We start from the raw sequence: 26661 nt of genomic DNA on the forward strand, positions 1-26661 counted from the left end.
GCGGGAAGAACCGTCGTCAAGACTGACCCATTCATCTCGATCGGCCGCCGGGCCAGGGAGCAACGAATGACCGTCAGCGTGCGCAGCTATCTTTCCCCCACCCTGGTCCTGCTGGCTTTCGACTGGCCCGATGCGGCGACGCGGTCCGATTTCCTCGGCTTCGCGATCCGGCGCACGCCCGGCTTCTGGTCGGCCGACGGCAAGACGCGTGCGCCGGACAGCTGGCTGCCCAATCGCCTGACGTTCGACGGCCCGGCCGCCGACACGCAGGGCGATGCGCCGACCGATCAGGCGCCGATTCAGAAATTCATGTGGTGGGACGCGCGCATCGATCCGCAGGACCGCGGTGCGTCGTTCCGCTACGACGTCTATCCGGTCGTCGGCACGCCGGCGAACCTGCAGGTGCTCGACGCGCAAGCCGGTGTGTGCGACGTCGTGCTGCCCGCGCACGTCGAGGACGGCATCGGCACGTGGTTCAACCGCGCGGTGGTCAGCTCGCAGGCGTTCGCGAAGCAGGTCGCGGCGCTGGGCCTCGCGCCGAACGAGGCGCCGAGCGCCGAGCAGGCGCTGAAGCTGCGCACGTGGCTCGCTAACGACATGGAACAGGTGTTCGCGGAGATGCTCGATCCTGCGTCGCGCGCGGTGTCGGCCGTCTATCACCTGACCGACACGCTGTGGGCGCTGCCCGCGTTCGAGGCGTTCGGCCGCCGGCACGGCGAAGCGTCGCTCGCGATCGTCTACGACGCGCATACGACGGCGCGCAAGGGCAAGCCGCCGCTGCCGTCGCCGAACCAGCCGGCCGTCGATGCGCTGCAGGGCCTTGCGACGCTCGCGCCGCGCGACCGGACGCACATCATGCACGACAAGTTCATCGTGACCGATGCGCCGTCCAGCCCGGCGCCCGCACGCGTGCTGACCGGTTCCGCGAACTTCACGACCGAGGGGCTGACCGAGCAGGCCAACGTGCTGCACGCGTTCGATTCGCCCGCGCTCGCCGCGCTGTACAACGAACGCGCCCACGCGCTGGCCGGGAATCCGTCGATTGCGGAGACCGCCCGGCTGTCGCCGGGCTGGTCGGCGCCGATGACGATCGGCAGCGCGCAGGTACGCGTCGCGTACTCGCCGGAGCCGTCGGGGCAGCGTACCGAGATCGATACGATCGTCGCCGCGATCGCGGCCGCGAAGCATTCGGTGTCGTTCTGCCTGTTCATGCCGACCGACGCGGCGCTGCGCGATGCGTGTTTCGCGGCCGGCGACCGCGGGCTGATGATGTTCGGCCTCGTGAACCGGATCAACGCGGGCAGCGCGACGAAGGCCGATGCCGCGCAGCAGGGCGGCCAGTCGCTCGATGCGGCGACGCTCGCGAACCTCGAGCTGTACCACCGCAGCCGCGACAACCATGACGTGATCGACGCGTCGTATTTTTCGCCGGCCACGGTGCCGCAAGGCTTCGAGCCGGAACTGCGGCTCTTCCCGGGCGAGCCGGCGCCGGCCTTTCCGCCCGTCGTGATCCATCACAAGTTCATCGTGATCGATGCGGAAGGCGCGAATCCGGTCGTCTATACGGGCTCGGCGAACATGAGCCGCAATTCCGAGCAGTACAACGACGAGAACCTGCTCGAGATCCGCGACAAGCGGATCGCGGCGATCTATCTCGCGGAATTCCTGCGGCTTTACGAGCACTACCGCGCACGCGCATTGGCGATCGATGCGAAGCAGCGGGGCACGGGCGCGCATGCGCGGCTCGCGCTTGCGCCCGATTCGAGCTGGGCGAAGAAGTATTACGTGGCAGGCAGCCCCGAACAGAAGGCGCGGATCGCGCTGGCGTCGACCGAGCCGACGGACTGATGCGCCGAAACGTTGCAGTGCCAACGGCGCGGACGTGTCGCGCCCCGGCCGGCTGATGCCGCCGCTTACGCGGCGACGTAGCGGAGCACCGCGTCGGCGATCGTGTCGCGATGCCGCGCGCGCAGGCGCGGCGCCGACGGATCGCGGCCGAACGCGGCACCGAACGTGTAGCGGTTCGACACGCGATGGAAGCAGAACGAGCTGATCAGCAGGTGCAGGTCGAACGCGTCGATGTCCTTGCGGAACGCGCCGCTGGCCGCGCCGCGCTCGAGCAGTTCCTCGAGCGTCTTGATGATGCTGACGTTGCGGTTCTTGAACGACTTGAGCTGTTCGACGTATTTCGCGCCGTGGATGTTCTCGATCGACACGAGACGGACGAAATCGCGATGCTTGTCGTGATAGTCGAACGTGAATTCGACGAGACGGCGCATGCCTTCGCGCGGCTCCATGTCGCCGACGTGCAGTTCCTGCTCGAGCGCGCGGATGTCGCCGTACACCTTCTCCAGCACGGCCTCGTACAGGCCTTCCTTGCTTTCGAAGTAGTAGTAGAGCATCCGCTTCGTCGTGTTCGTCCGCTCCGCGATCGCGTCGACGCGCGCACCGGCGAGGCCCATCGCGGAGAATTCCTGCGTGGCGACGTCGAGGATGTTGCGCTTGGTTTGCTCGGGATCGTATTTGCGCCGCGCGTCGGACGCAAGCGCGCGGGTGTCGGACGTGGCGGCCTTGCTTCCTGCTTTCATGTGACTTTGTTGTGGTTCGCGGCGGCTTGGAAAAGCCATTCTAGCATGTGGGAAATGCCCGCCCGGCCGACCTTCCGCTCTAATCGGCAAGGCGGCCGCGGGCGCTCAGCGGCGGCAGGACGCGAGCGCGTCGCGGGCCTGGTACGCCGTATACGTGAGCTGCGCGGCGGCGAGGCCGGCCAGGCCGAACGTGCGCGTGAGCCCGAACGCGGCGAAGCCGTCCGGCACCGGCCGGCCTTCGGCCAGCGCGGCGGCGAGCGCCTCGCCGGCCACCGTGGTCGGCGCCATCCCGTGGCCGCCGAAAGCGATCGCGTGCCACACGCCGTCCGCGTCGCGGCCGATCTGCGGCATCTTGTGCCGTGCGTAGCTCATCAACCCGCCCCACGCATAGTCGACCTTCACGCCTTCCAGTTGCGGATACACGCGCAGCAGGTCGCGCCGCAGCAGGCGCGCGATCGCGTCGGGGCCGCGGTCGAGCACGGAGATCCGGCCGCCCCACAGGATCCGCGTGTCCTTCAGCGGACGGTAGTAGTCGAACGCGAAACGCGTGTCGTAGATCGCGTACGGCGCGTCGATCGCGTCGGGCAGGCGCGTGCCGAGCGGTTCGGTCGCGATCACGTAGGTCGCGATCGGCAGCACCGCGCGCTCGATGCGCGGCGACACGCCGCGCGCGTAGCCGCCGCCGGCGAACACGACGTCCTTTGCACGTACCGCGCCCTGCGCCGTGCGCACGACGTACCCGGCGCCGTCGCGCGCGATGCCCAGCGCGGCCGAACGCTCGTACACGCGCGCACCGCCGCGCGAGGCGGCCGCCGCGACGCCGAGCACGTACTTGAGCGGGTGGAAGTGGAACGCGTTCGGCTCGAACAGGCCGCCGTAATAGCGCTGCGTCTTCAGCCGCTCGCGCAGCGCGCCGGTCGGGACGGGTTCCCACTCGACGCCGAGCTCGTTTTTCATCAGCGTGCGCACACCGTCGAGTCGCGACGGATCGTCGAACCAGTTCGCGAGCATCACGCCTTCGTCGACGATGTCGCAGTCGATCCCGTAGCGGGCGATGCGCGCGCGGATCAGGTCGACCGCATCGACGGTGAGCCGGTACAGCCGGCGCCCTTCGTCGCGGCCGAGCGTGCGCAGCAGGTCGGCGTTGTCGAGACTGTAGCCGCCGAACACGAAGCCGCCGTTGCGGCCCGACGCGCCGAAGCCGACCCGTTCGCTGTCGAGCACGACGACGTCGCGCACGCCGCGCTCGACTAGGCCGAGCGCCGTGCACAGGCCGGCGAGGCCGCCGCCGACGATGCAGACCTGCGTATCGGTCGTGCCGGTCAGTTGCGGGTAGGGCTGGCGGGTAACGGTGGCTTCGTAGAAGTTCTGCATGCGTTTTCGGTGATTCGTGGCGGCGGAAAAACGGACGGCGGGCGTCGATCTTGCCTGAACGCGCGCGCCGCGTCGAATGGGGTTTTCAGCGCAGCGGCCGCCGCGATCGGGCGGCCGCCTGCGCGTCACCGGGCTTCAGGCGCCCGGCGTCGGGTTGACCGGCCGGGCGACGTAGGCCGGATAGCCGGCGTCGGCCTTTTCGGTGGCGTCGGGTGTCGCGTTGCGGTCGATCCACGGCGCGATTTCCATGTCCTCGTAGCGCACCAGACGGCACTTACGCACCAGCGCGTAGCCGAGCCAGATCGCGAGGAAGAACGGCAGGCCGATGTAGGTCGCGGCGACGCCCGTCCAGTCGATCCTGTCGGCGAGGAACGCGCGGTAGTCCTGGCCGAGCGCGACGACCGCGCACAGGGCGAACGCGAACAGCGGACCGAACGGGAACCACTTCGAGCGATACGGCAACTGGTCGAGCCGGTAGCCCTGTTTCAGGAAGCCCTTGCGGAACCGGTAGTGGCTGACCGCGATGCCGAGCCACGTGATGAAGCCGGCCATACCCGACGTGTTCAGCAGCCACAGGTAGACGGTCTTGTCGCCGTACAGCGACGTGAGGAAGCACAGCGCGCCGACGGCGGTGGTCGCATACAGCGCGTTGCGCGGCACGCCGCCCGGCGACAGCTTCGCGAACAACTTCGGCGCGCGGCCTTCGACCGCGAGGTTGTAGAGCATCCGTGTCGACGCATACATGCCCGAGTTGCCGGCCGACAGCACGGCCGTCAGGATCACCGCGTTCATCACGCCGGCCGCGAACGCGAGGCCCGCGTGGCGGAACACGAGCGTAAACGGGCTCACGCCGATATCGGTCACGTCGCTCTTCAGCAGGCTCGGATCGGTGTACGGAACCAGCACGCCGATCACGAAGATCGCGAACACGTAGAACAGCAGGATTCGCCAGAAGATCTGGCGCACCGCGCGCGGAATCGTCGTGCGCGGGTTTTCCGATTCGCCGGCCGCGACGCCGATCATTTCGGTGCCCTGGAACGAGAAGCCCGCGATCATCGCGACGCCGAGCATCGTGGCCCAGCCGCCGACGAACGGCGCGTCGCCGATCGTGAAGTTGCCCCAGCCGGCGCTCGGGCCGCCCTGCATGATCCCGAAGATCATCAGCAGGCCGACGCCGACGAACGCGAGCACCGTCAGCACCTTGACCAACGCGAACCAGTATTCGGCTTCGCCGAAGCCGCGTACCGACAGCGCGTTGAGCGTGAAGATCAGCGTGAGGAACAGTGCGCTCCACCACACGCCCGGCACGTCCGGAAACCAGTAGTGCATCACGAGCTGCGCGGCGACGAGCTCCACGGCCAGCGTCACGGCCCAGCTGTACCAGTAGTTCCAGCCGAGCGCGAAGCCGAAGCCTTCGTCGACGAACTTCGCGCCGTAGGTTGCGAACGACCCGGACACCGGCATGAACGCGGCCATTTCGCCGAGGCTCGTCATCAGGAAGTAGACCATCAGGCCGATCACCATGTACGCGAGCATCGCGCCGCCGGGGCCGGCCTGCGAGATCGACGCGCCGGATGCGACGAACAGCCCCGTGCCGATCGAGCCGCCGATCGCGATCATCCGTAGATGGCGGGCCTGCAACGCGCGGTGGAGGGACGGCTTCGCGGGCGGCGAGCCGGACGGACGGGACGAATCGGGGCGGGCATCTGAATGCATGGCGTGCGCTGGGCGCTGTCTCCGGGATTGTTTTTTCGGTGACGAAGCGCGACGCGTTGCCGGCCGCGGCCGGGTAGCGGTGATGCGGTGCGGAACGGGCCCGCTGAGCCGGGCCGTGGTGCGTGTCGCCTTCGTCGGTCGTCCGGCTGCCGTGGTGGCGGCCGGCGGCGCGCCGGGTGCGTTGCACCTCGACGTCGCACCGATTGTGTGTGCCCGGTGCACCGGCGGCAAACGATATTTCCGAACAGGGTGATGCGAGATGGTCATCAACTTGTGTCGTGTCGAGACACATCCGAGCGCCCGATTACGGGCTTGTGAAGCGTCCCATATCGGCACGGAAACGGGGGTGGCGGGCCTGCTTACTTCTTGCGTTTTTGGAATGAAGTCGTGAGTTAATATCAATAGCGGCCCGACTTGTGGCCATCGACAATGCGTTTCATGGATCGTGCCTCGCGAGGCTGGGGCGTGCCGTCCGGCCTGGCTTTCCTGCGACGGCGCAGCGCGATGCGCCGGATGGCGCACCGGGCCCGCCGCGCGGCGCATCCGCTTGCACAAGGCGCTCGAACGCGCTCCAATCGAATCACGCGGGCGGCGCTGCCGCCGCACCGATCAATCTGTCCCTGAAGAGGAAGTGATGCAATTCAACGACATTCTTGCCGCGCTCGACATCGATCTCGCCCAGTGGAAGGGCAACGCGCTGACCGCGCGTTCGCCGCTCGACGGCGCGACGCTCGCGACGCTGGCCGTCGACACGCCCGCCGACGCAGAACGCAAGATCGACGCCGCGCACGACGCATTCCTCAAGTGGCGCACGGTGCCGGCGCCGGTGCGCGGCGAACTCGTGCGCGTGTTCGGCAACGTGCTGCGCGAGCACAAGGCCGAGCTCGGCCGCCTCGTCACGCTCGAAGCCGGCAAGATCACGTCGGAAGGCCTCGGCGAAGTGCAGGAAATGATCGACATCTGCGATTTCGCGGTCGGCCTGTCGCGCCAGCTTTACGGCCTCACGATCGCGTCCGAGCGTCCGGGCCACCGGATGATGGAAACGTGGCACCCGATCGGCGTGTGCGGCGTGATTTCGGCGTTCAACTTCCCGGTCGCGGTGTGGGCGTGGAATGCGGCGCTCGCGTTCGTGTGCGGCGATTCGGTCGTGTGGAAGCCGTCCGAGAAGACGCCGCTCACCGCGATCGCGTGTCACGTGCTGCTTCAGAAGGCGCTGCGCGAGTTCGAGAAGACGCATCCGGGCGTCGCACCGGCCGAGCTGAGCCAACTGGTGCTCGGCATGCGCGATGTCGGCGAGGTGCTGACGGCGTCGAAGAAGGTGCCGGTCGTCAGCGCGACGGGCAGCGTGCGGATGGGCCAGGAAGTCGCGAAGGTGCTGAGCCAGCGCCTTGCACGCGGCATCCTCGAACTCGGCGGCAACAACGGGATGATCGTCGCGCCGAGCGCGGATCTCGACCTCGTCGTGCGCGCGGTCACGTTCGCGGCGGTCGGTACGGCCGGCCAGCGCTGCACGACGCTGCGCCGCCTGATCGTGCATCGCAGCCTCGTCGAGCAACTGCTGCCGCGCATCGAGAAGGCGTATGCGTCGGTGAAGGTCGGCAACCCGCTCGAGGAAGGCACGCTGGTCGGCCCGCTGGTCGATCGTGCGTCGTTCGACGCGATGCAGAAGGCGCTGGCCGACGCGCGCGAGCAGGGCGGCGAAGTGAAGGGCGGCGAGCGCGTGGACGTCGGTCACGCGGATGCGTACTACGTGCGTCCGGCCATCGTGCGGATGCCGAAGCAAACGGCGGTGGTCGAGCGTGAGACGTTCGCGCCGATTCTCTATGTGATGGTCTACGACGATTTCGACGACGCGATTGCCGTGCACAACGCGGTGCCGCAGGGGCTGTCGTCGGCGATCTTTACCAACGACATGCGTGAAGCCGAGCAGTTCATGTCGGCAGCCGGCAGCGATTGCGGGATCGTCAACGTGAACATCGGCACGAGCGGCGCGGAAATCGGCGGCGCGTTCGGCGGCGAGAAGGAAACGGGCGGCGGGCGTGAGTCGGGTTCGGATGCGTGGAAGGCTTATATGCGTCGCGCGACGAATACGATTAACTACAGCCGGCAGTTGCCGTTGGCGCAGGGGGTGAAGTTCGACGTATAAGTGCAGGCGCCCTGCTTGGGCGCTTCGACGGTCGAATGAAATGGGCCGGTTGCCGTGGAAGCGGTAACCGGCCCATTTCGCTTACTGCGTGGCGCGCGGCGCGCCGACCGATCGCGAGCGTACCCGCTCGATGGTCGACTTACGATTCGTGCCGCGTGGAACCATCGTTCGCCGGCATGTTCTGCACCACCAGCATCTGCGGGCTCGACAACGTAATCCCCGCCGCCCGCAACTGCTTGAGGATCTCGAACAGCAGATCGCTCTTCGTCGAACTCGCGATTCGCGGGCTCGACACGTAACCCGTCACGCTCAGCGTGATCCCGTCCGGCGTAAGCTGGCTGAACGTCACCGACGGCGCCGGCTTCTCGAGAATCGCCTGGTGCTCGCGATACGCATCGAGCAGCAGGTCGCGCACCTGCTCGGGATCGGTGTTCAGCGGGAACGTCAGCACCAGCGTCGCGACGCCCTGCGTGCTGTTGCCCATCGTCACGTTGCGCACGTTCTGCGAGATCAGTTGCGAGTTCGGCACGATCACGGTCGAGCGGTCGCTCAGCTGGATCTCGGTCGCGCGCACGTTGATGCGACGGATGTCGCCCTCGACGCCCGCGATGCTGACCATGTCGCCCACCTTCACCGGGCGCTCGGTCAGCAGGATCAGCCCCGACACGAAGTTCTTCACGATTTCCTGCAGGCCGAAGCCGATCCCCACCGACAACGCGCTGACGATCCACGCGAGATTGTTCCACCTGACGCCGAGCAGCCCGAGCGTCATCAGCACGAGCAACACGTAGCCGACGTTGGTGAACAGCGTGATCAGCGACACGCGCATGCCCGTATCCATGCCGAGCGCGGGCATGAACTCGCCGTCGAGCCAGCGGCGCAGCGAGCGCAGCAGGTACAAGCCGATCGCGAAGCCGATCACGGCGTTCATGATCCGGTCGGGCATGATGTTCAGGCTCTGCAGCCGCTGGCTGCCGATCATCGCGACCGCGCTGTCGAGCAGGTCGCTCGGCGTGGTGCCGAAGCCGCCGGTCAGCAGCGCGATCGCCGCGATCAGCATCAGCAGGCTCGTGCCGAAGCCGGACAGGACCGTACGCGCCTGGTCGAGGTGGCGGTCTTCGAGCGCGAACAGATGCTTGATCTGCTGGCCCGACGACAGGCTCGACGAGAACAGGCTTTCGCTCGCGTCGCGCGTCAACTGAATCAGGATGTAGGTCGCGCACAGCACGATCTCGAACCACACGAGCTCGTACGTGATGAAGCGCGCGACCGTGATGTAACCGATCAGGAGTGCGATCAACGAAGCGACGATCGCGAGCGTGACGCCGGCATGGATCAGGCCGGCGAGCGTCGAGCGTTGCTCGGGTGCCTCGCCTGCCGCCGCGAGTGCGCTGCGCGCGCGGTTCGCGCGCAACAGCGATGCGCCGACCGTCAGCGCGACGACGAGCGATACGATGCCGCGGCCGAGCAGCGTGACCGACAGGCTGGTATCGACGATCCGGTTGATCGATTCGAGCGTGCCCGACACCAGCAGCAGCGCGGCCAGGATGCTGGGGAACGGCTTCATCGCGAGCGCGACCGGGTCGGCGAGCGCAGGCAGTCGCCACGACGGATGCTTCGTGCAGAGCAGGGCGCGGCCGAGCCCTGCGATCAACGCGCACGTTGCGGCGAGTTTCGCGAACTGGTCCCACAGATCGGACAGCGACGGCGTGAGTTCGTAGTGGCGCGCGACGGCGAGGTAGAAAATCTGAATCGCGATGGCCGTCGAGAGGAAGGTCGACAGCGCGGTCGACAGCGCGAGCGCACTGCGGCGCAAGCGGGTGGGCGGCAGACGGTTCAGCGCGATCCACGCGAGCCCGCGCTCGATGAGCCGACGGCCGCCGAGCCATGCGGCGAATGCGGCGATCAGCAGCAGCGTGGTGATCGCCCGTTGCCCGGGGACCCACGACGAATGCAGCATGTCGAACAGTTCGCCGTTGAAATCATCGAGCCGCTGGCGATCGTCCGGCGCCAGGTGGAACAGCGGCAGCCAGAACTGCGCGCTGAAGATGCTGCCCGAACGGAACGCGAGCTGGTTCTTCAGCAGGCTGCGGTGCAGCTTCGCGAACTGCTCGGTCAGGTTCGCGAGACTCGCCTTCTGGTCGGCGGCCTGCTTCAGCGCGGCATCGATCTGCGTCTTGCGCGCGTCGAGCGCGGCCCGCTGCTTCGCGACGGCAGGCGTTTCCGGTGCGGCGCCCTCGGCCGGCGGCGGGCCGAGCACGTCGAGTTGCGCCTGGACCTGCGCGCGTTGCGGCGTGAGATCGCTCTGCAGTTTCGCGACATCGGTGCTCAGTTCCTGCGCCGAATCGTCGAGCGCGTCCAGCTCCTTGCTGTTGGACGTGGTCGAGGTCTGCTGCTTGATGCGGTCCAGCTCCGCCTGCATCTGTTTGAGCTGGGCGACGGCGTCGGGCAGCGAGATGGCCGGCACGGATGCGCCGACGCCGCTCGCGACGGGAGCGGAAGCGGCGGCCGGGAATGCCGACGCAGTCGCAATGGCCGCGAACTGCAGCAGCGCGATCAGCGCGATCCGGCGGGCGTACGTGGATAGTCGTTGTATGGACATGGAATGCTTACGATTTGCCGACAATGCCGGTTGCCGAAAGGCAGCCGGAAGCCGGTAGTTGGCCCGCTAGCATGTTACCGGGGCGCGGAGCGCGTGGTTGTACCGATTGCGTCTCGTCGTCCGCGGCGATATCGGCGGCGCGTGCCTGCGCGAAACAGCGCGGCAACCCCGTCGTTACCAGCCTGCGCGCGCGGCCGATGGCACCGGAGCGCCGCGCGGACGCGCTTTCCGTGCCCGACACACGGTTACGCAAGTTACACATTATCAGGCGGGAAAATGGGGCATCGGATTGTTTCGGCGCCTGGAACGCGTCCGGCCGGCTACCTTGCCCATGCGTCAAACGGGCGTGCCGGTACAATGCAGCGATCCGCCCGGCGGCGGTTCGGCGGACGACGCACAACACGACACGATCAGGAGACGCGCCCAAGATGGCCTCAACGGACAGCCTTTACCAGGCACCTGCCCAATCCCCCTCCATCGACCCCGGTTCCATTTCGGCCCGCCTCGACCGCCTGCCGGCGACGCGCAGCGTCTGGAAGCTCGTGGTGCTGCTGAGCCTCGGCTTCTTCTTCGAACTCTACGACCTGCTGTACAGCGGCTACATCGCGCCGGGCCTCGTGAAAAGCGGCATCCTTTCCGCGACCACGCACGGCCTGTTCGGCACCACCGGCGTCGCGAGCTTCATCGCCGCGCTGTTCTCCGGGCTCTTCATCGGCACGATCGCGTGCGGCTTTCTCGCCGACCGCTTCGGCCGCCGCGCGATCTTCACGTGGTCGCTGCTGTGGTACACGGCCGCCAACATCGTGATGGCGTTCCAGGACACCGCGGCGGGGCTGAACTTCTGGCGCTTCGTCGTCGGTCTCGGCCTCGGCGTCGAGATGGTGACGATCGGCACGTACATCTCCGAACTCGTGCCGAAGCAGATTCGCGGCCGCGCGTTCGCGTGCGAGCAGGCGGTGGGGTTCGTCGCGGTGCCGGTGGTCGCGTTCCTCGCTTACCTGCTCGTGCCGCACGCACCGTTCGGCCTCGACGGCTGGCGCTGGGTCGTGCTGATCGGCGCGCATGGCGCGCTGTTCGTGTGGTGGATTCGCCGCGAACTGCCGGAAAGCCCGCGCTGGCTCGCGCAGCAGGGCCGGGTCGACGAAGCCGACCGCATCATGTGCGCGCTCGAGGCGAAGGTGGAAGCCGAATACGGCCGGCCGCTGCCGCCGCCGGCACCGGCCGAACCCGTCCCGCCGCGCGGCAGCTTCCGCGACATGTGGGTGCCGCCGTATCGCAGCCGCACGATCATGATGACGATCTTCAACGTGTTCCAGACGGTCGGCTTCTACGGCTTCGCGAACTGGGTGCCGACGCTGCTGATCAAGCAGGGCATCACGATCACGTCGAGCCTGATGTATTCGAGCGTGATCGCGCTCGCGGCGCCGATCGGCCCGCTGATCGGTCTCGCGATCGCCGACCGCTTCGAGCGCAAGTCGGTGATCGTTGCGATGGCTGCGGCGATCGTCGTCTGCGGGCTGCTGTTCAGCCAGACGAAGGTGGGTGCTTTCCTGATCGTGCTCGGCATCGGCCTCACGCTGGCGAGCAACATCATGTCGTACAGCTTCCACGCGTACCAGGCCGAGTTGTTCCCGACGTCGATTCGCGCGCGCGCCGTCGGCTTCGTCTATTCGTGGAGCCGCTTCTCGGCGATCTTCTCGTCGTTCGTGATCGCGGCCGTGCTGCGCGGTTTCGGCACGTTCGGCGTGTTCGCGTTCATCGCGGGCGCGATGGTGATCGTGATGGCGGCAATCGGATGGATGGGGCCGCGCACGAAGGGCATCGCGCTCGAAACCATCTCGAAGTAGCGGGCAGGTGCGCACGCGTGTCGCACGGTTCGTTGCGGCATGCGTGCGAGGCGGTCACAGGTTTCCGGTTTGGGCCGTCCGGTCGCCAAGTTACTTTGTTGTGCGAATCAACCGGGAAGTGCGATCGAACCGGCTCGATCTCGCACGCGCTCGGCCGCAGACGAAACGTCAACACACGAGCTTGCCACGCTACGAATACGCAAGCGGCAACGAGTTGAAACAAAGCGTGACGAAGCGCAATTTCGCCGTGAAATCGCGATTTCCATCGCAGCCGATTCGCATATGGACGAGTAAAATGAAGGGCCTGACGACTCATTAGCAGCCATCGGAGCGCCCGCGTTGCATCGGCGAACGGCTCCGCCGCGAAGAGGCGTCGGCGCCGGGCGCACGCGATGCGCCGGACGTGTCGATGGCTTGCGCGGAAGATGCGCCGCTCGCAACAGCACGCTGCGGCGGCCGGATCGGCCGATGGCTTCGAACGTATGATTCTTGCCCACCTGGCGCGGCAATTTGCAAAGCCGCGTTGCCGTCACCGCGCAGTCGCCGCATACGTGTGGCTCGCTGCCGTGGTGTCGATTTCCGTTCTCGCCGAACGGCCTGCCTTCGCGGCATCCGACGCGCCGTCGTCTGCCGTGCAATCGTCATCCGGTGCGTCGCCCGCTTCGGCGGCCTCTCTCACGCATCCCGCTTCGTCCGCGCAGGCAGCGTCGGGCGCATCGGCCGCCGCGCCGACATCCGCCGCGTCACAAGCGAATCACGTGAATCACGCGGAACCCGCGAGCGCGGGATCGGGGGCGTCGGCCGCTTCCGCCGCGTCGGCCAGCGCGCCAGCATCGGCTGCCTCCGGCACGCCTGCCAGCGAGGCCGAGCCGGCTCCACCCACTCCGCCGCGCCGGCATCCGCCGTTGTCGGCCGAGGAGGCGCAGAACGCGACGACGCGCGCGCTCGACATGCGCAAGCGTTTCGCGCAGGAAGTCACGCGACGCCTGAACGTGCCGGCGAGCGAGCAGCGCGCGTATGGCGAGCGGCTCCAGCAAGCGCTCGCCGATGCGGATCTCGGCGATCTCGCAGGCGAATACGTCGCGATGGTCGACCGTACGCCGAACGTGCAGGCGCTGTTCATCTATTTCCGCGCGACGCCGGCCAATGCATGGCTGATGATCGGTGCATCGCCGGTCGGCACCGGGTTGCCGGGCCAGTACGACCATTTCCTGACGCCGCTCGGCGTGTTTCATCACTCGCCCGACACGATGGATTTTCGCGCGGAAGGGACGACGAACGAGAACGGTATTCGCGGCTACGGGCGCCGCGACATGCGCATCTACGACTTCGGCTGGGTGGACGGCGAGCGCGGCTGGGGCAAGGGCGGCGTGTCGCCGATGCGCTTCCAGATGCATGCGACCGATCCCGACCGGCTCGAGGCGCTGCTCGGCATCCGGCACTCGAAGGGGTGCGTGCGGATTCCCGCATCGCTGAACACGTTCCTCGACCGGCACGGCCTGCTCGACGACGATTACCAGGCTCGCGTGGAGGCCGGCAAGTCGCTGTGGGTACTGCGTCGCGATCGCGACGTCACGCCGATCGCGGGCCGCTATCTGGTCGTGATCGACAGCGCCCGCAAGACCCGCCCGGCGTGGTCGCCGATGCCGGGGCGCGGCGCATGGTCGAAGCTGCCGAAGGGTGGCGATACGGCGGATTGAGCGCCGGTGCGCCGAACGCGGGCGGCGCGAGGATGAGAATAAATCCGTTTTATCGAGATATAAAGAAAGCAAACTTTTATTATCCGATCCGGGTTCGTATAGTCGAGGCCAGTTTCGCGGAACCCTGCCGCGCCTGGACCACCACCGATCACACGACCCGCATGAAAACTCTCTACAAGCTCGCTCCGCTCGCGATGCTCGGCGCCTTCGCGACCCATGCCTGTGCGCAAAGCAGCATCACGCTGTACGGTCTCATCTCGGCCGGTGTCGGGTTCGCGACGAACCAGGGCGGCAAGAACGCGTGGCAGGCGCTGTCCGGCACGAACCAGAACCCGCGCTGGGGGCTGAAGGGCAAGGAGGATCTCGGGCAAGGGCTGTCCGCGGTGTTCCAACTCGAGAACGGCTTCAACGTGATGACGGGCACGGCCGCGCAGAACGGCCGCGAGTTCGGGCGCATGGCGTACGTCGGCCTGGCCGACCGCACTTACGGCTCGCTGACGTTCGGTCGCCAGTACGACGCGATCCACGACTACATCGGGCCCGTGATCATCGCGAGCAACGGCGTGAACATCGGCGACAACGACAACGGCTACAACGACATTCGCGTGCAGAACTCGGTGAAGTACGTGAGCCCCGTCTACTACGGGCTGAAGTTCACCGCGCTGTACGGCTTCAGCAATGCGACCGGTTTCGCGAACAACAGCGCGTACAGCTTCGGGCTCGGCTACGAACGCGGCCCGCTGCGCTGGAGCGCGGTCTATGCGCAGTACAACCATCCTTACAGCGCGACGAACCAGGACGGCGCGATTGCGAACGACTACGCGTCGCCGCTGCTGATCTTCAGCAAGAGCGCGATGACGCCCGCCGCGTATGCGAGCCGGCAGCGGATCGCGGGCACGGGCGGCTTCTACACGATCGGCCGCGCGCAGTTCGCCGCGATGTTCACCGACGTGCGCTACGATTACCTCGACAATTCGCACCTGCACCTGCAGAACCTCGGCGTGAACGTCGTCTACACGATGACGCCGCAGCTCTTTCTGGGCGCCGCGTATGCGTTCACGAACGGCAAGTACGACGTGATCGACAAGCGTCCGAGATGGCATCAGGTGAACCTGCAGGCCGACTACTTCCTGTCCAAACGCACCGACGTCGCGCTGACGGTGATCGCGCAACAGGCGGCCGGCGACGCGGATCATGCGCAGATCTTCGCGTATGCGCGTTCGACCGGCACGCGCCAGATGATGGCGACGCTCGGCGTCCGGCACGTCTTCTGAGCACCCGACCATGAGCCATCCGATCGCATCCCGCCGCACCTTCCTGAAACTGTCCGCCGCGCTGGCCGGCACCGCGCTGCTGCCCGAAACGGGCGCATTCGCGGCCGGCGACGCTGCCGCGCGCCGCACGGTGATCATCGATACCGATCCGGGGCAGGACGACGCCATCGCGATCCTGTTCGCGCTCGGCGCGCAGGACCGGCTCGACGTGCGCGCGCTGACGGCCGTGGCGGGCAACGTGCCGCTCGACCTGACCGAACGCAATGCGCGGATCGTCCGCGACTGGGCCGGCCGCACGACGACGCTGCCGGTGTATGCGGGCTGCCCGCGCCCGCTCGTTCGCGAGCTCGTGACGGCCGCGAACGTGCACGGCAAGACGGGGCTCGAAGGCGTCGAACTGCACGCGCCGCGCGCACCGCTCGCCGCCGGTCACGCGGTGTCGTACCTCGTCGATACGCTGAGCCGCGCGGCGCCCAACAGCGTGACGCTGTGCGCGCTCGGCCCGCTGACGAACATCGCGACCGCGCTGGTCGAAGCGCCGCAGATTCGCGCCGCGCTGCGCGATATCGTGCTGATGGGCGGCGCGTTCTTCGAGCGCGGCAACATCACGCCGGCCGCCGAGTTCAACGTCTACGTCGATCCGCAGGCGGCCGACGTCGTGTTCGGCAGCGGCGTGCCGATCGTCGTGCTGCCGCGCGACGTCGCGGTGAAGGCGCCGATCACGCCGGCGCGCGTCGCACCGTTCCGCGCGCTCGGCAACCGCTGCGGCGCGATCGTCGCGGACATCATGGAGGCGGAGCTCGCATACAACAGGAAGCGGCGCGGGATCGACGACGCGCCGATGTACGACCCGACGGCCGTCGGCTATCTCGTCGATCCGACGCTGTTCGGCGGACGCAAGGTGAATGTGGTGGTCGAGACGACCGGGCAGTGGACGCTCGGCGAGACGATCGTCGACTGGAACGGGCGCAGCGGCCGTGCGGCGAACGCGACGTGGATCAACGAGGTCGACGCGGACCGCTTCTACGCGACGCTCGTCGCGCGCATCGCGAAGCTGCCCTGAGCGCGCTCGGCAAGCGCGGCGAACGCGGCATCAGATGTGCTTCGCAATCCATTCGCGGCACGCGCGCACGTGCGGGCCGCGATCGTCGGCAGCGAGCGAGATCAGCGAGATCGCGCGCGTGACGCGCGGTTTGTCGACGCGTAGTGCGACGAGTTCGGGATCGTGCAGATGCATCGTGTAGAGGCTCGGCAGCACGGCGATCGCGAGGCCGTTGCGCGCGAGCGCGTAGAGCGGCTCGGTGTATTCCATCCGGTACGTGACGTTCAGGCGGAGCTTCCCGGCGCCGCCGGTGCGATGCAGCGATTCGCTGACGCTGCCGCGCACGAACACCGCGAGTTCGCGATCGACGAGCTTCGCCCACGTGACGCTCTTCGCGCGGGCGAGCGGATCGTCGTGCCGCACGACGATCACGATCTCGTCCTCGAACAGCTGCCGGTAGCGCAGCGTGCCGTCGTCGGTGTCCGGTTCGCGCACGCCGATGCCGAGGTCCGCGACGCCGTCGCGCACCGCTTCGACGAGCGCGCTGTTCGGCAAATCGGTGAGCGTGAAGCGCAACGTCGGATGCGTGCCGCGCAATGCGTTGAGCGCGGGCAGCAGGCGGCCCGCGACCGACGGAATGAACGCGATGCGCACGGTCTGGATGCGTTCGCCGATGAGCCGCGTCATGTCGTCGAAGGTGCCGCGCGCCTGGTTGAGCAGGCGTTCGGCGAGCGGTAGCACGGCTTCGCCGGCAGTGGTCAGCGTGAGTCGATGGGCGGTGCGTGCGAACAGGCGGCCGCCGAGCAGGAACTCGATCTGGCGGATCGACGCGGTGAGCGCCGGCTGCGTGAGCGACAGCGCCTGCGCGGCTTGAGTGAAGCTGCGCGCATGCGCAAGGACGACGAAGTGCTGGACCTGCCGCAGCGTGAGCGCGGGGAGCAGCGACGAGCGGTCGGACATCGGGCAATAACGGTCGGGATGCGGTACGCGGCAGTATAAGGCCGCGCTGCACGAACCGACACGGGACAATATTCGGAATCACAGGAGAACCACCATGTCAGCGACTGACACGATGCCGGCGCGCGCGCCGGCCAACTGGCTCGAACGCCGCTTCGCGCTCGCCGCGCGCGGCACGAGCGTGCGTACCGAGACGATCGCGGGCGTCACGTCGTTCCTCGCGGCCGCGTACCTGCTCGTCGTGATCCCGTCGCTGCTGGCGACGGGCGGGATGGAGCGCGGCGCGGCGACGACCGCGACGATCGTCGTGTTCGTGCTGTTCACCACGCTGATGGGGCTGTACGCGAACCTGCCGTTCCTCGTCGGCCCCGGCATCGGCGGCTCGGTGATCATCGGCGTGACGCTCGCGACGACCGAGCACGTCGGCTGGCAGACGGGCCTCGGCATCGCGTGCGTGTCGGGCGTGCTGTTCTTCCTGCTGACGATCCTCGGCGCGCGCGGCGTCGTGGTGCGGCTGATTCCGGTGCAGATCAAGCTCGGCCTCGGCGCGTCGATCGGGCTGTTCGTCACGATGCTCGGGCTGCGCAATGCGGGGATGGTCGTCGCGAACGCGAAGACCAACGCGTTCGCGCTCGGCGACTTCTCGCGGCCGGGCGCGCTCGTCGCGCTGATCGGTCTCGCGACGGCGATCGTGCTGCAGGCGCGCAAGGTGCCCGGCGCGATCCTGATCGCGATCCTCGTCGCGGCCGCGGCCGGCGTGCCGCTCGGCGTCACGCATCTGCCGGTGTCGTTCGTGTCGCTGCCGCACAGCATCGCGCCGATCGCGTTCAAGCTCGATATCGGCAGCGCGTTGAGCCTGGCCGCCGCGCCGTACCTGTTCGCGTTCTTCGCGGCGGAATTCTTCTCGACGCTCGGCACCGCGCTCGCGGTCGGCGCGAAGGCGAACCTGCTCGACGAACAGGGCAACCTGCCGAACATCAACCGGCCGTTCCTCGTCGATTCGCTCGCCGCGACGCTCGGGCCCGTGCTCGGCATTCCGGCGCTGACCGCGCTGATCGAATCGGCTGCAGGCGTCGAAGCCGGCGGCCGCAGCGGGCTGTCGTCGCTGGCGGCGGCCGTGCTGTTCGCCGCGATGTTGCTGTTCGTGCCGGTCGCGCTCGCGATCCCGAAGGAGGCGACCGCGCCGGCGCTGATCCTGATCGGGCTGTCGATGTTCGCGACGATCCGTCATACGCATTTCGACGACTTCACCGATGCGCTGCCCGTGATGTCGATGGTACTGCTCACGCTGATGTCGAACAGCTTCGGCACCGGCATTGCCGGCGGGCTGCTGTGCTACGTGCTCGTCAAGCTGCTGGCCGGCCGCTGGCGCGACGTGTCGTGGGGGCTCGTCGTACTCGCGATCCCGCTCGGCTATTACTTCTGGACCGTCGTGAAGCCGCACTGAGAGACGGCTTGCGCGACGCATCGCACTACCGCAAAAGAGACTGACATGAAGGGAACACCAGGCAACGTCCCGGCCGCGCGCACGGGCATCGAGATCACGCCGGCCCATCGGGCCTTCTTCCACGCGTTGCCGAAGGTCGAGCTGCATTGCCACCTGCTCGGCGCGGTGCGGCACGATACGTTCGTCGCGCTGGCCGAACGCAGCGGCGCGCCGATCGAGCGTGCGGAGATCGACGCGTTCTACGCGCGCGGCGAGAAGCCGGTCGGCGTGCTGCACGTGCTGCGCGCGCTCGACCGGTATCTGCTGACGCAACCCGACGACCTGCGACGAATCGCATACGAGTATCTGGAAGACGCGGCCGCGCACAACGTGCGGCACGCGGAATTCTTCTGGAATCCGACGGGAACGGTGCGGGTATCGGGCATCGCGTATGCGGACGCGCAGGCCGCGATCGTGACCGCGATCCGCGATGCCGCGCGCGATTTTCGAATCGGCGCGCGCCTGATTCCGAGCATCGATCGCGAGCAGGATCCCGATGAAGCGGTTGCGGTCGTCGAGTGGATGAAGGCGAATCGCGCGGACGAAGTCGCGGGGCTCGGCATCGACTATCGCGAGAACGACCGGCCGCCCGAGCTGTTCTGGAAGGCGTACCGCAATGCACGCGCGGCCGGCTTTCGCACGACCGCGCATGCGGGCGAATTCGGGATGCCGTGGCGTAACGTCGAGACGGCCGTCGATCTGCTGCAGGTCGACCGTGTCGATCACGGCTATACGATCGTCGACAATCCCGAGCTGTGCGCGCGCTACGCGGAGCGCGGGATTGTGTTTACCGTTGTGCCGACGAATTCGTACTATCTGCGCACGCTGCCGCCGGAGCAGTGGGCCGAGCGGCATCCGATGCGCAAGATGCCCGGCCTCGGGTTGAAGATTCATCCGAACACGGACGATCCGACGTTGCACAAGGTCGATCCGAGCGAGGCGTGGGAACTGATGTTCAGTCATTTCGGCTTCACAGTGGCCGACTTGAAGCAGTTCATGCTGAACGGGATCGACGGCGCGTGGGTCGACGATGCAACGAAGGCTGCGTGGCGTGCCGCGTGGTCGCCGGAGTTCGATGCGCTCGCTGCAGCGCTTGCGGCGGGTTGAGCGCGTTTCCTGGCTCAGCCCTTCGCCGGCACGATCAACGGAAGAACCGCAGCCAGTCGAACAGGCCTGAATGCTGCGCCGCACGCCGCCTCGGCGCCGGTGCGCTGCGCGGCCGGAAGTCCGGCGAGAACTGCACGTGCGGATCGATCGCATGCGCGCGCAGCGCCGCATCGTAGAACGATCCGACGATCGGCAGCGCGCTGTGCGCGCCCGCGCCCCAGTAGTCGCTGCGCAGCGTCACGCTGCCGTCGTCGAAGCCGACCCACGCGCCGGCCACCAGTTGCGGATGCATCAGGATGAACCAACCATCCGTGTTGTCCTGCGTCGTGCCGGTCTTGCCCGCGACGTCGATCCGAATTCCGTAGCGCGAGCGGATGTCGGCGCCGGTGCCGTAATCCACGACGCCGCGCATCGCGTCGACGAGCGTCTGTGCCGCGGCCACCGGTAACGCACGCTCGGGCGGCGCACTGCCGAACGCGGCGAGCACCTTGCCGTCGCGATCCTCGATGCGCGTGATCATCTGCGGCGCGACGTACACGCCGCGGTTCGCGATCGTGCCGTACGCGGACACCATTTCCTTCAGCGTGACAGGGCTCGTGCCGAGCGCGAGCGACGGCACCGCGTCGAGCGGGCTGTCGCGCACGCCCATCGCGCGCGCGAGCTGTGCGACCTTCGCGGCGCCTTCGTGCTGCATGACCTGCGCGGTGATGCGGTTGCGCGACAGCGCCAGCCCGTCGCGCAGCGTCATCGGCTCGCCGGTCGGCGGCTCCGCATCGGTCGGACGCCACACCGAGTGCGCGTCGATCGGGATCGCGACGGGGCGGTCGACGAACGTGTCGCCCGGCCGCATCCCGTCCGCGAACGCGGCCGCATAGACGAACGGCTTGAAGGTCGAACCCGGCTGGCGCCGCGCCTGCGCGACGTGATCGAACGGCGCGCTGCCGAAATCGGGGCTGCCGACCCATGCGCGGATCGCGCCGTTGCGCGGATCGATCGCGACGAAGCCGGCTTGCACCAGCGTCTTGCGCTCGCACAGCGCCCGCATGAATGCGCGATTCGCGCCGAGCTGCTTCAGCGCAATCCCGTCGGCGAGCCCGGTGTCGCGTGCCTGCCGATACTCGGGCGTCTGGCGCATGAAGCCGCGGAACAGATCGTTGCGCAGCCCGCAGCCGGCCGGCCCGCGCCACGCGCCGTCGGCGATCGCCTGCAGCCGTTCGGTCTGCCGCGTCAGCGCCTGCGTGGCCATATCCTGCAGTCGCGCGTCGAGCGTCGTGCGCACGACGAGGCCGTCCGAGTAGAGATCGTGGTCGTTGCGGTCGGCCCACGCGATCAGCCACTTGCGCAGTTGCACCGCGAAATGCGGCGCGAGGCCCGGCTGCGCCGTCTGCGGCTCGAAGTCGACGCGCAGCGGCTGGTGCTGCAGTTTCGCGAGTTGCCGCGGCGACAGCATGCCCATCTGCGCCATCCGGCCGAGCACGATGTTGCGCCGCTGGACCGCGCGTTCCGGATTCAGCACCGGATTGTAGTAACTGTTGCCCTTCAGCATCCCGACGAGCGTCGCGCTTTCCGCGATGTCGAGCTGGTCCGCCGACTTGCCGAAGTAGGTGCGCGCGGCCATTTCGACGCCGTAAGCGTTGTACAGGAACGGCACGGTATTCAGGTAGGTTTCGAGAATCTCGTCCTTGCTGTACACCGATTCGATCTTGAACGCGGTGATCAGCTCCTTCATCTTGCGCGTGAGCGTCGGCGCGCGGCCGACTTCGTCGGGATACAGGTTGCGTGCGAGCTGCTGCGTGATCGTCGAGCCGCCCTGGCGGCTGCCCGAGAACGTATGCAGCCCGGCCGCGAGCGTGCGGCGCCAGTCGATGCCGTGATGCGCATAGAAGCGGTGATCCTCGGTCGCGATCAGCGCGTCGACCATGTGCGGCGAGATCTGCTTGAGCGGCACCCATTCGCGGTTCACGGGCCGGAATTCGGCGATCAGCTGGCCGTCGGCCGACAGCACACGCGCGGGGCGGTCGATGCGCGCCTTGCGGATGTCGCCGTTGCTCGGCGTGAACGGAACGAACGCGAGCAGGACCAGCAGGCCCAGCACGGGAATCGCGGCGAGCGTCAGCGTCACGCCGCGCCGGGTCGGATGGCGCAGGCGATGCAGCGCGCCGGCGCACGGTGCGCGCACGCGCGTGCGGCACGCGGCGGCGAGCGGCGCGACACGGGCGCGGCAACGGAGCCACGCATCTCGGAGAAACGGCACGAAGCGATTCAAGGCGGCAGGGGCGCGGAACGAAGACGCGCGATCCTAGCAAACGGAACCCGCGCGCCGGCCGCCGAAACGGCCGTTTGCTTGCAGGATTTACAGACGATTACGTTTGTTGCCCGCCGCCAACCTTTTATCGCGCGCGGGGCCGCGATTCCACCGACGAAACCACGTCCGCGAGCCGCTGCGCGGCCGCTTCCATCTGCGCGCGGCCGAATCCGCCGAAGCCGAGTACGAGCCCGGGGCGCGCCGTGCCGGGCGCGAACATCGGCGACACCGCACGCACCGCGACACCGGCCCGGGCGGCGCGCGCGACCACGTCGAGATCGTCGATGCCCGCCGCGAGCCACAGCACGACGTGCATCCCCTGGTCGCCCGGCTGTACCCACGCGCGCTCGCGCGGCAGCCGCGCGCCGAGCGTGTCGATCAGCAGCGCGCGCTGTTCCGCATAGACGCCGCGCACGCGGCGGATGTGGCGATCGAGATGGCCTTCGGCGATGAACGTGGCGAGCACGTGCTGGTCGGCGGTCGGCGCGTGGCGGTCCATCAGCGCGCGCGCGCCGCAGAACGCGGGCACGAGATCGTCGGGTGCGATCACGTAGCCGAGCCGCAGCGACGGAAACAGGATCTTGCTGAAGGTGCCGAGATAGATCACGCGGTCGGGCGCGAGGCCCTGCAGCGACGGGAACGGATAGCCTTCGTAGCGCAATTCGCTGTCGTAGTCGTCTTCGACGACCCATGCGCGGTGCGCGCCCGCCCATGCGAGCAGCGCATTGCGCCGCGCCATGCTCAGCGGCATGCCGAGCGGGTACTGGTGCGACGGCGTGACGAACGCGGCGCGCGCATCGGGCGCGAGACGCACGCCCGCGTCGACGTCGAGGCCGTCGGCGTCGACCGGCACGCGCACCATCGCGTCGCGCCGCCCGGTGCTTTCGAGCAGCGCGGTGATGCCGCGATAGGCCGGATTCTCGACCCACGCACGATCGTTCTCGCCGAGCAGCACCTGGCTCGCGAGATGCAGCCCCTGCTGCGTGCCGCTCGTGATCACGACCTGGCCGGCATTGCAGCGCACCGAGCGCGACCGGCGCACGTAATCGGCGATCGCCTCGCGCAGCGGCAGCGCGCCTTGCGGATCGGCATAGCCGGACGGCGCGCCGGCGCCGCGGGCGCGCAGGCGATTGCCGAGCCGGCGCCAGATGTCGTCGGGCGCGGTGAGGCCGACCGGCACCGAGATCGCGAACGGCATGGCCGGCAGCGGACTGAATTCGTGGGCGATCCGCGCGAAGGTGGCGGCGGGCTCGGGCAGGCCGTCGCGCACCGGGCGCCGACGCCGGGCGGGCGGCTCGGGCTCGGTGCCGGGCGCCGCCTCCGCGAGCGCGTTCGCGACCCGCGTGCCCGCGCCGCCGCGCGATTCGAGAAAGCCTTCGGCGACGAGCTGCGCATACGCATCGACGACGGTGCCGCGCGCCACCTGCAGCGACGCGGCCAGCAGCCGTGTGGAAGGCAGCGCGTCGCCGGGCCGGACGTCGCCGCGGCGCACCGCGTCGCGCAGCGCCTGCGCGAGCTGGCGGCTCAGGTCGCCGGCTGCGCGGTCGAGCGCGCCGAGCGACGGGATTTCGACGATCCGGGCCGTTCTTGCCATGATTCTGGTCTGCTGAAATTGTTTTAAACCGGCTCTACAGGATAAACCAGTTTGCAGCCACAATCGAACCATGACGGGCCAGCACCCGCGCCATTTCCCACCCCGTACGACCGTGGAGCCGACATGTACATTCCTGCCGATTACAACGAGCCCAACCCCGACGCGCTGCGCGAGCTGATCGTGCAGCATCCGTTCGGCAGCCTGATCACGCACGGCAAGAACGGGCTCGACGCGATCCATATTCCGTTCGTGCTGATGCCCGACGAGGACGGCGGGCTCGGCGAACTGCACGCACACGTCGCGCGTGCGAATCCGGTCTGGCAGGACGTCGCGGACGGCGACGAGGTGCTCGCGATCTTCCGTGCCGGCGACGCATACATCTCGCCGGGCTGGTATCCGAGCAAGCAGGCGACGCACCGGGAGGTGCCGACGTGGAACTACCGGGTCGTGCATGCGCACGGCCGCATCACGGCGCGCGACGACGAGAAGTTCGTGCGCGGCGTGGTCGCGCGGCTGACGCGCACGCACGAAGCGTCGCAGCCGGTGCCGTGGAAAATGGGCGACGCGCCGCAGGACTTCATGGACGGGATGCTGCAATCGATTGTCGGGCTGCAGATCAAGATCACGCAGCTCATCGGCAAGCGCAAGCTCGGGCAGAACAAGCCCGAGGCCGATATTCGCGGCGCGGGCGAAGCGCTGGTCGCGAACGGCAATCTCGCGATCGGGGAGGCGATGCTGGCGGAAGCCGACTACAAGAACGAATAACTGGGCGGCCGCCAGATGAGGGCGGCCGTCGCTGAGATCAGATATGCAGTATGCGTACGCTCAGGAATGTCAAAAGCCAATGTATTGAGACGGCGATTGCAAAATATCCGAAGATGACTTCCGGGCGACGGCGGCGAGCGAACAGGCCGAAACCCAATGCTGCAAAGATGGCGGGTGGTCCGAACACATGGATAAACAGCAAGAGAGTCGAATGAAGGGTGGGGGCGCATGCGTCAACACCACCACCGCATTCGCCAGGGTGAGGTGCACAAAATCGTGCAAAACTGGCGCATATGCGCGCGTCTATCGCCGCCCATACAACGACGCTGATAAAGCCAGAGATAGCGAAAGCGACTGCGGCGAGAAAGCGTCGCATCATTTGATTTCCCAAAAATGGATCTGTTTAGCGTTGCGGAGGTCGGACCAACCAAAATCTGTTCCAGGCAAGAACGCCTGAAAACCGAAGGCCCGGCCAAACGTTGCTACAACACCGGGTATGCTGCTGACGGTTAGTCGTGATCCGCTCCATAAATCTATATGGCCACCACTCGCGTTCTCGGCCGATTCGCCACTGCGCGTCCAGTATCTTGAGAAGTGGATGATGCCGGTGCGGCCTTTGACCTTCGACTCCCAATCCTTCCCAGTAATGTTTTCGGCTTTAGGAAGACCTGCGAACGGCTGTAGCTGCAACCATGCACCCAGCTCATCAGCACGTGTTGCGGTGGGCTTCCCGTCAAGCAAGATACGGCCGATCGTCTTTGCGCCCGACATCGGTTTGACGTTCCTTGCATTGAACGACTTCATTCCGATACCGACACGGTGCAGAGTTACGCTAAGGCGAATGGCGCATTGATTGGCATACGTCGGATCGCGGTACGGATTGCCGGACGGGAAGTTATCCCAAAGCTCTTTGAAGGCGACTCCTGCTAATGGCACCTCTTTCTCAGAATCTTTCGTGTCGGTAGTCCGGATTTTCGTGGGCTCGGTGTGTGGCATCGGTTACTCCCCGTTTCGCTTTGACAGCGCGTCATCACCCCAGTAGACGGTGTAATCGCTTGCCTCGTTACCGGTATGGATGCGGGGAAGTTTTCCGCTTGAATCAAGACGCCCGAAATGCATACGACCGTCAGACGTTTCGATATAGTAGGGCAATCCTTCCGTTACCTCCTTGGTCGCCCTTACCCGCTCGTCGAAAGCGCCTTTCCTGATCGATGTGATTCCGCCTGTCAGCGTGCGGCTCGAAATGACTTCCCCGAGACCTTTTATCCCGTCATTGCACCAAGCTTCGCCGGCAAGCAATGCAACGATGTGCGGTGGAGTAGCGCAGTCGCACAGGACGACGTCGTTATCCAGCGCGACCTCTCCCCGAAGCTTGATCCGGTATGGGCCGCCGGCTTTTGCGATGGTGCCGACTTTTTGGCACACGATACAGAATGCGTTACCCCCGATCAGGGCGGCTTGATGCCCGTGTACAAGAAACGGCGGGCCGTCGTATGCGTTAACCGTCCCACCGCTTGAAAGACTATCGCCCACGACTGCAATTCTTCTTTTCATTGATCGGCCCTCTCGGAAAGCCGTCATCGTAGCCGTGTCGCGCAATAGCGCATCTCGATATTGATAGGGTTCCTTGAACCACGCACGTTTAAAGCGGTAATTGTCAGGAGGAAACACACCCACTGCGACTCATGCATCCCAGGTGGGTGGGTTTGACGTTTCCGAATTAGTTTCCCCGCGGCTGCATACCATCTATTGCTGTCGTGCTCGACCTTCTCCCGCCTGCGCAAGCGCCCCCCGAATCGCGGCCTCCGTCTTGTCGTACCCGCCTTCGCCATACCGCGTATAGACGATCTTGCCGTTCGCGTCGATCAGGTACAGCGCGGGCCAGTACTGGTTGCCGTACGCGCGCCACGTGTCGTAGCGGTTGTCCTGCGCGACCGGATACCGGATGTCGAAGCGCCTGATCGCATCGGCCACGTTCCTCGCGTCGCGTTCGAACGGATATTCCGGCGTATGCACGCCGACCACGACGAGCCCCTGGTCGCGATACTTCCGATACCAGTCGTTCACGTACGGGATCGTATTGATCTGCTCTAGAAATCCTGGACACAAATGAGTGTTAGTGTTTCGGAGGCAATTTTCCCAATAGGAACGGGAGGTT

The 26661-nt window shown here is 67.1% G+C and carries 19 protein-coding genes and 1 pseudogene; 9 read left to right on the forward strand and 11 right to left on the reverse strand.

What is annotated here, in order from left to right; all coding sequences use genetic code 11:
- The first annotated feature begins 66 nt into the window (after positions 1–66).
- Positions 67–1848: a phospholipase D-like domain-containing protein gene (locus WT24_RS16580; protein ID WP_060034921.1), complete on the forward strand. Its 1782-nt coding sequence runs from the start codon at positions 67–69 to the stop codon at positions 1846–1848.
- Positions 1849–1913: 65 nt separating this feature from the next.
- On the opposite strand, the gene WT24_RS16585 is transcribed toward WT24_RS16580, so the two are convergent.
- The 3 genes from WT24_RS16585 to WT24_RS16595 all read right to left on the reverse strand — a co-directional run bounded on the left by WT24_RS16585 (position 1914) and on the right by WT24_RS16595 (position 5678).
- Positions 1914–2588 (reverse strand): TetR family transcriptional regulator, encoded by a 675-nt coding sequence (locus WT24_RS16585; RefSeq protein ID WP_034204121.1) that lies wholly within the window; start codon positions 2586–2588, stop codon positions 1914–1916.
- A gap of 105 nt (positions 2589–2693) precedes the next feature.
- Complete coding sequence (locus tag WT24_RS16590) at positions 2694–3962, reverse strand: FAD-binding oxidoreductase (protein WP_059789272.1); 1269 nt, start codon at positions 3960–3962, stop codon at positions 2694–2696.
- 135 nt (positions 3963–4097) lie between these two features.
- The gene (locus tag WT24_RS16595; protein WP_059500540.1) at positions 4098–5678 is read right to left on the reverse strand and encodes an amino acid permease; all 1581 of its coding nucleotides are present in this window, start codon (positions 5676–5678) and stop codon (positions 4098–4100) included.
- 634 nt (positions 5679–6312) lie between these two features.
- Here WT24_RS16595 and WT24_RS16600 point away from each other — a divergent pair.
- Positions 6313–7824 (forward strand): aldehyde dehydrogenase family protein, encoded by a 1512-nt coding sequence (locus WT24_RS16600; RefSeq protein ID WP_059500542.1) that lies wholly within the window; start codon positions 6313–6315, stop codon positions 7822–7824.
- Between the two features lie 139 nt (positions 7825–7963).
- Here WT24_RS16600 and WT24_RS16605 read toward each other — a convergent pair whose 3' ends face one another.
- Entirely contained in the window at positions 7964–10426 is a 2463-nt protein-coding gene (locus tag WT24_RS16605; RefSeq protein ID WP_060034925.1) for a DUF3772 domain-containing protein, read from the reverse strand.
- Positions 10427–10854: 428 nt separating this feature from the next.
- Here WT24_RS16605 and WT24_RS16610 point away from each other — a divergent pair, with 428 nt between their 5' ends.
- From WT24_RS16610 to WT24_RS16625, 4 genes are all read left to right on the forward strand, one after another.
- Positions 10855–12273: an MFS transporter gene (locus WT24_RS16610; RefSeq protein WP_060034928.1), complete on the forward strand. Its 1419-nt coding sequence runs from the start codon at positions 10855–10857 to the stop codon at positions 12271–12273.
- A gap of 392 nt (positions 12274–12665) precedes the next feature.
- Entirely contained in the window at positions 12666–13973 is a 1308-nt protein-coding gene (locus WT24_RS16615) for a hypothetical protein (RefSeq protein WP_082742203.1), read from the forward strand.
- A gap of 161 nt (positions 13974–14134) precedes the next feature.
- Positions 14135–15247, forward strand: coding sequence for a porin (locus tag WT24_RS16620; RefSeq protein ID WP_060034935.1), 1113 nt, complete (start codon positions 14135–14137; stop codon positions 15245–15247).
- A gap of 10 nt (positions 15248–15257) precedes the next feature.
- Positions 15258–16310, forward strand: a complete 1053-nt coding sequence (locus tag WT24_RS16625; protein WP_060034938.1) for a nucleoside hydrolase — start codon at positions 15258–15260, stop codon at positions 16308–16310.
- A 30-nt stretch (positions 16311–16340) separates the two neighbouring features.
- Here WT24_RS16625 and WT24_RS16630 read toward each other — a convergent pair whose 3' ends face one another.
- Positions 16341–17249, reverse strand: coding sequence for a LysR family transcriptional regulator (locus tag WT24_RS16630; protein WP_059500548.1), 909 nt, complete (start codon positions 17247–17249; stop codon positions 16341–16343).
- Positions 17250–17343: 94 nt separating this feature from the next.
- Here WT24_RS16630 and WT24_RS16635 point away from each other — a divergent pair, with 94 nt between their 5' ends.
- Both WT24_RS16635 and add read left to right on the forward strand, forming a co-directional pair.
- Positions 17344–18693: an NCS2 family permease gene (locus tag WT24_RS16635; RefSeq protein ID WP_060034941.1), complete on the forward strand. Its 1350-nt coding sequence runs from the start codon at positions 17344–17346 to the stop codon at positions 18691–18693.
- A 45-nt stretch (positions 18694–18738) separates the two neighbouring features.
- On the forward strand, positions 18739–19839 hold the full coding sequence (add, locus tag WT24_RS16640; RefSeq protein ID WP_059500550.1) for an adenosine deaminase: 1101 nt from the start codon (positions 18739–18741) through the stop codon (positions 19837–19839).
- A gap of 34 nt (positions 19840–19873) precedes the next feature.
- Here the strand turns inward: add and WT24_RS16645 are convergent, their stop codons facing one another.
- Together WT24_RS16645 and WT24_RS16650 are read right to left on the reverse strand one after the other, a co-directional pair.
- On the reverse strand, positions 19874–22105 hold the full coding sequence (locus WT24_RS16645; RefSeq protein ID WP_060034944.1) for a penicillin-binding protein 1A: 2232 nt from the start codon (positions 22103–22105) through the stop codon (positions 19874–19876).
- Positions 22106–22229: 124 nt separating this feature from the next.
- Complete coding sequence (locus WT24_RS16650; protein WP_060034947.1) at positions 22230–23738, reverse strand: PLP-dependent aminotransferase family protein; 1509 nt, start codon at positions 23736–23738, stop codon at positions 22230–22232.
- Positions 23739–23861: 123 nt separating this feature from the next.
- Here WT24_RS16650 and WT24_RS16655 point away from each other — a divergent pair, with 123 nt between their 5' ends.
- Positions 23862–24503 (forward strand): FMN-binding negative transcriptional regulator, encoded by a 642-nt coding sequence (locus WT24_RS16655; RefSeq protein WP_060034951.1) that lies wholly within the window; start codon positions 23862–23864, stop codon positions 24501–24503.
- A 37-nt stretch (positions 24504–24540) separates the two neighbouring features.
- Here WT24_RS16655 and WT24_RS32965 read toward each other — a convergent pair whose 3' ends face one another.
- The 4 genes and pseudogenes from WT24_RS32965 to WT24_RS16660 form a co-directional block, all read right to left on the reverse strand.
- Positions 24541–24882: a hypothetical protein gene (locus tag WT24_RS32965; RefSeq protein WP_257127246.1), complete on the reverse strand. Its 342-nt coding sequence runs from the start codon at positions 24880–24882 to the stop codon at positions 24541–24543.
- The gene (locus WT24_RS34420) at positions 24879–25499 is read right to left on the reverse strand and encodes a type VI secretion system amidase effector protein Tae4 (protein WP_082741753.1); all 621 of its coding nucleotides are present in this window, start codon (positions 25497–25499) and stop codon (positions 24879–24881) included. Before WT24_RS34420 ends, WT24_RS32965 begins: the two co-directional genes overlap by 4 nt.
- A 3-nt stretch (positions 25500–25502) precedes the next feature.
- Complete coding sequence (locus WT24_RS34425; RefSeq protein ID WP_373557241.1) at positions 25503–26180, reverse strand: PAAR domain-containing protein; 678 nt, start codon at positions 26178–26180, stop codon at positions 25503–25505.
- A 69-nt stretch (positions 26181–26249) separates the two neighbouring features.
- Positions 26250–26588 (reverse strand): annotated as a pseudogene (locus WT24_RS16660) (redoxin family protein); the annotation flags it as partial.
- Positions 26589–26661: the final 73 nt, after the last annotated feature.

The sequence above is a fragment of the Burkholderia sp. MSMB1078WGS genome, assembly GCF_001528895.1.
GTDB lineage: Bacteria > Pseudomonadota > Gammaproteobacteria > Burkholderiales > Burkholderiaceae > Burkholderia.

What these genes read in the sequence shown, in the direction of transcription:
- WT24_RS16650 (WP_060034947.1), bottom strand. Translation starts at nt 23,738, where the DNA reads ATGGCAAGAACGGCCCGGATCGTCGAAATCCCGTCGCTCGGCGCGCTC.
- WT24_RS16630 (WP_059500548.1), bottom strand. Translation starts at nt 17,249, where the DNA reads ATGTCCGACCGCTCGTCGCTGCTCCCCGCGCTCACGCTGCGGCAGGTC.
- WT24_RS16580 (WP_060034921.1), top strand. Translation starts at nt 67, where the DNA reads ATGACCGTCAGCGTGCGCAGCTATCTTTCCCCCACCCTGGTCCTGCTG.
- WT24_RS16590 (WP_059789272.1), bottom strand. Translation starts at nt 3,962, where the DNA reads ATGCAGAACTTCTACGAAGCCACCGTTACCCGCCAGCCCTACCCGCAA.
- add (WP_059500550.1), top strand. Translation starts at nt 18,739, where the DNA reads ATGAAGGGAACACCAGGCAACGTCCCGGCCGCGCGCACGGGCATCGAG.
- WT24_RS16605 (WP_060034925.1), bottom strand. Translation starts at nt 10,426, where the DNA reads ATGTCCATACAACGACTATCCACGTACGCCCGCCGGATCGCGCTGATC.
- WT24_RS16595 (WP_059500540.1), bottom strand. Translation starts at nt 5,678, where the DNA reads ATGCATTCAGATGCCCGCCCCGATTCGTCCCGTCCGTCCGGCTCGCCG.
- WT24_RS16655 (WP_060034951.1), top strand. Translation starts at nt 23,862, where the DNA reads ATGTACATTCCTGCCGATTACAACGAGCCCAACCCCGACGCGCTGCGC.
- WT24_RS16625 (WP_060034938.1), top strand. Translation starts at nt 15,258, where the DNA reads ATGAGCCATCCGATCGCATCCCGCCGCACCTTCCTGAAACTGTCCGCC.
- WT24_RS16600 (WP_059500542.1), top strand. Translation starts at nt 6,313, where the DNA reads ATGCAATTCAACGACATTCTTGCCGCGCTCGACATCGATCTCGCCCAG.
- WT24_RS16585 (WP_034204121.1), bottom strand. Translation starts at nt 2,588, where the DNA reads ATGAAAGCAGGAAGCAAGGCCGCCACGTCCGACACCCGCGCGCTTGCG.
- WT24_RS16615 (WP_082742203.1), top strand. Translation starts at nt 12,666, where the DNA reads ATGCGCCGGACGTGTCGATGGCTTGCGCGGAAGATGCGCCGCTCGCAA.
- WT24_RS16610 (WP_060034928.1), top strand. Translation starts at nt 10,855, where the DNA reads ATGGCCTCAACGGACAGCCTTTACCAGGCACCTGCCCAATCCCCCTCC.
- WT24_RS16635 (WP_060034941.1), top strand. Translation starts at nt 17,344, where the DNA reads ATGTCAGCGACTGACACGATGCCGGCGCGCGCGCCGGCCAACTGGCTC.
- WT24_RS34420 (WP_082741753.1), bottom strand. Translation starts at nt 25,499, where the DNA reads ATGCCACACACCGAGCCCACGAAAATCCGGACTACCGACACGAAAGAT.
- WT24_RS16620 (WP_060034935.1), top strand. Translation starts at nt 14,135, where the DNA reads ATGAAAACTCTCTACAAGCTCGCTCCGCTCGCGATGCTCGGCGCCTTC.
- WT24_RS32965 (WP_257127246.1), bottom strand. Translation starts at nt 24,882, where the DNA reads ATGATGCGACGCTTTCTCGCCGCAGTCGCTTTCGCTATCTCTGGCTTT.